Genomic DNA, 2,952 nt, shown 5'->3' with positions numbered 1-2,952 from the left:
AGCTGTCCGAACCCAGCATTCATTGTCAGGCTTTCCCGCCGGCACACAAGGCGCGCAGCAGATCCACCATCGAAAGGAAGTTGGGGTTTGGCCGCCATGCTTCGGGCGCTTTCTCAGCGTCCCGGCCGCGGCGACTCAGAAAACATTACACGGCGCCGGGCGGGCGTGCAAATCGAATCAAGGTGTCCTGCACCACGTCGGAGATATCCTCCGTCGCAGCCGCTGCCAGCCCAGCTGAGAGAGGTCTTGAATAACGGATATTAGGCCTGCAGTCTGCGGTGAAATCCGCAAAAGTAAGTATACGAAGAATTAGCCTCCTCTATATCCTGGCTTCGATGCATCGCCTTATCCCGGCCGGCACGGAGCCTCAGTATCCGCGCAGTCAGAATCCGTCGTGGACGAGCCGGCCGGTGACTCCAGTTGTGGTCGAGAGAGCGGACAGCTGCATCTGATAGGACCGGAGGGCTCAGGCGGTGTTCGATACCGGGGTCTTGGGCGACTTCATCCGTTGCTAGCACGGGAAAAACCTGCCCCCGCCCCCAGTGGACACCTCCAGGATCGGGGCCTCCGGCCTGGAGCGCACCATTTACTGGCGGTAAACCGAGTGCGATGCTGGCGCCAGCGGCCGGTCTCGGTCCGTCCGACAAAAGGTAGGAGTCGCTATGTGGGGAGTGGGGCTTTTTCGTCGGTTTGCCTGGCCAAAGGACATGACCATCAGGATTGACGACCACGCACAGAACCTGAAGATGCTGCTCTTCATCCGGCAGGCGTGGATGGTCGCCCAGGATATCGAGATCCCGGAACTCAGCCCTGTGGCTGCGACAGGTGCATCGAAGATCCCGGAGTCAGCAAGCTTCGAGGTGTGGGATGAACGATGGAAGCAGCAGTGGGACCGCAGCTGGGCCTGGTTCAACGTGAGCACTGTACAAGACGCACCAATCTCACAGTACGAAATGCAGAACCTCTCGGGACCTGGACAGGATCTCCACCCCTTTGTACCCCCGTTCTGGACCGTCGAATACGGCGAGGAGGGGGTGGATCTGGCGGCCTTCAATAGTTGGGATAGACAGACATTGCCGACCTTCCCTTCCCGCTCTGAACGGGACAGTCTCCCGGCGCTGGTTAAGGCATGGAAAGACGGAGTCACGACGATCATCGTGCTGCCCTATCGGGGGTACTTCGCGCAGCGTCTGAACGGCAGCCATCTTGTCATCTCAGCTGACACGAGGAATGACCCACGACTCTACGCGGAGGCACTCCAGACCAGCCGCTGAACCAGCAACATATGGAGCCAAGTAGAAACCTAACCGTCCGACGGGTCGGATACGAGCTCCTCGTATGCACTCTTACTCGGCGCTCGCCCGTCTGGCTGCGGAGTACCACCCAGACAGGTCGGCGTGGATGCGAAGGTCCGATGGCCAGGATCTTCTTCGAGCCCCCATATCCGCGGACCGGACGGTCCGTGCGAAACGCCGGCATCACTGGGTGTGCAGCTCCGGTGACCTAAACGTCGGCACCCCAAATTATCTGCGCACCCGGGCGCCGGCAGCGGAGACTCCCCCCACCTGGGTGCGCACCTCTGCCAACCAGGAACGGCGGCAACCCACCGTATCGGCGCTTCAGGGAGTCTATGTGCGGAGCACCCACCAGGCAGGTCGGCATGGTGGTGCCCACCTCTGGCGACCCGGACCCCAGCAACCCGCGTTAGCTGCGCTCCGAGGAGGCGGGCGCCGGAAACTACCCGCCGGGGGAAGCAGGTCTGGATGATCCGGATCTTCTTCGAGCCCCACTACCGCGGACCGGGAGGTCCGTGTCGAAGATCGGCATCGCTGGGTGCGCAGGTCTGGTGACCTAAACGTCGGCACCCCGCATTATCTGCGCACCGGGACGCCGTCACCGCACACTCCCCCGCATGGGTGCGCACCTCTGCCAACCAGGAACGGCTGCAACCCGTCCATCCCTGGCCCGTCCACTCCAGCACGCGTTCCCACTCTTTGTTGCGTCCCGGGGCTGGTGTGACCTCAGGAGGTTACACCTGTCACGGAGAGTGGGAAGGCGTGTCGCTGCGATGGCCGAGTTGTTCAAATACGGCGGCAGTCGGGGTTGGGGAGAGTGGGTGACCGCCGTGTTTCCCAGCCGTCGTTGCCCATGAGGCGGGTGAGGTCACAGCAGGTCACTTCTGTCACGAGGGGTGGGAACTGCGGGCTCACTTGGCCCCGGAAGTCATGCGAGCGGTTGAGGTTCCCCGTCTGGGTGCGCACCTCTGGCGATCAAGAACGACAACAACCCGCATTAGCTGCGCACTGAAGAGTCCGGCACCAGGGAGTCCAGTGCTGAGCAGCGCCCAGGCCGGTCGGCATTGGCGTGCACCTCTGGCGACCTGGACCCCAGCAACCCCGCGTCAGCTCCGCTCCGAGGAGGAGGCCACCGGAAACTCCCCTGCGTGGGTGGGCAGGTCCGGTGACCAAAAACGCCAACAGCCCGCATTACCTGCGCACCAAGGGGTCTAAGTGCTGAGCACCATCCAGGCCGGTCGGCATTGGCGTGCAGTTCTGGTGCTCTAGACCCCAGCAACCCGCATTACCTGCGCACCGAGGAGACGGGCCGGAGACTCCCCTGCGTGGGTGTGCAGGCCCGGCGACCAAGAACGCCAACAGCCCGCATTACCTGCGCACCACCCGGCAGGTAGGCGTGGGTGCGCAGTTCCGGCTGCCTGGGCCCCAGCAACCCGCATTATCTGCGCACCGAGCAACCCGTGTGGGAGGCCAGCATCGCTGGGTGCGCAGCTCTGGTGACCTGGGCCCCAGCAACCCGCATTATCTGCGCACCAAGGGAGTCCGGCCGCGGAGCACCACCCGGCAGGTAGGGGTGGGTGCGCAGCTCCGGCGACCAGGACCCCAGCAACCCGCATTATCTGCGCACCGAGCAACGGGCCGGAGGCGCCGGCATCGC

1 protein-coding gene is annotated in these 2,952 nt (G+C 63.6%); it reads left to right on the top strand.

The features are described from left to right. The first annotated feature begins 707 nt into the window (after window positions 1–707). Window positions 708–1,274: a hypothetical protein gene (locus AL3_RS17890; protein WP_151724099.1), complete on the top strand. Its 567-nt coding sequence runs from the start codon at window positions 708–710 to the stop codon at window positions 1,272–1,274. The last annotated feature ends 1,678 nt before the right edge of the window (window positions 1,275–2,952 follow it).

It is taken from the genome of Arthrobacter luteolus NBRC 107841 (genome assembly GCF_001552075.1).
GTDB lineage: Bacteria > Actinomycetota > Actinomycetes > Actinomycetales > Micrococcaceae > Arthrobacter_B > Arthrobacter_B luteolus.
The sequence above is the reverse complement of the archived record's forward strand: the minus strand, read 5'-3'. Positions and strand labels throughout refer to the sequence as shown.

What these genes read in the sequence shown, in the direction of transcription:
- AL3_RS17890 (WP_151724099.1), top strand. Translation starts at nt 708, where the DNA reads ATGACCATCAGGATTGACGACCACGCACAGAACCTGAAGATGCTGCTC.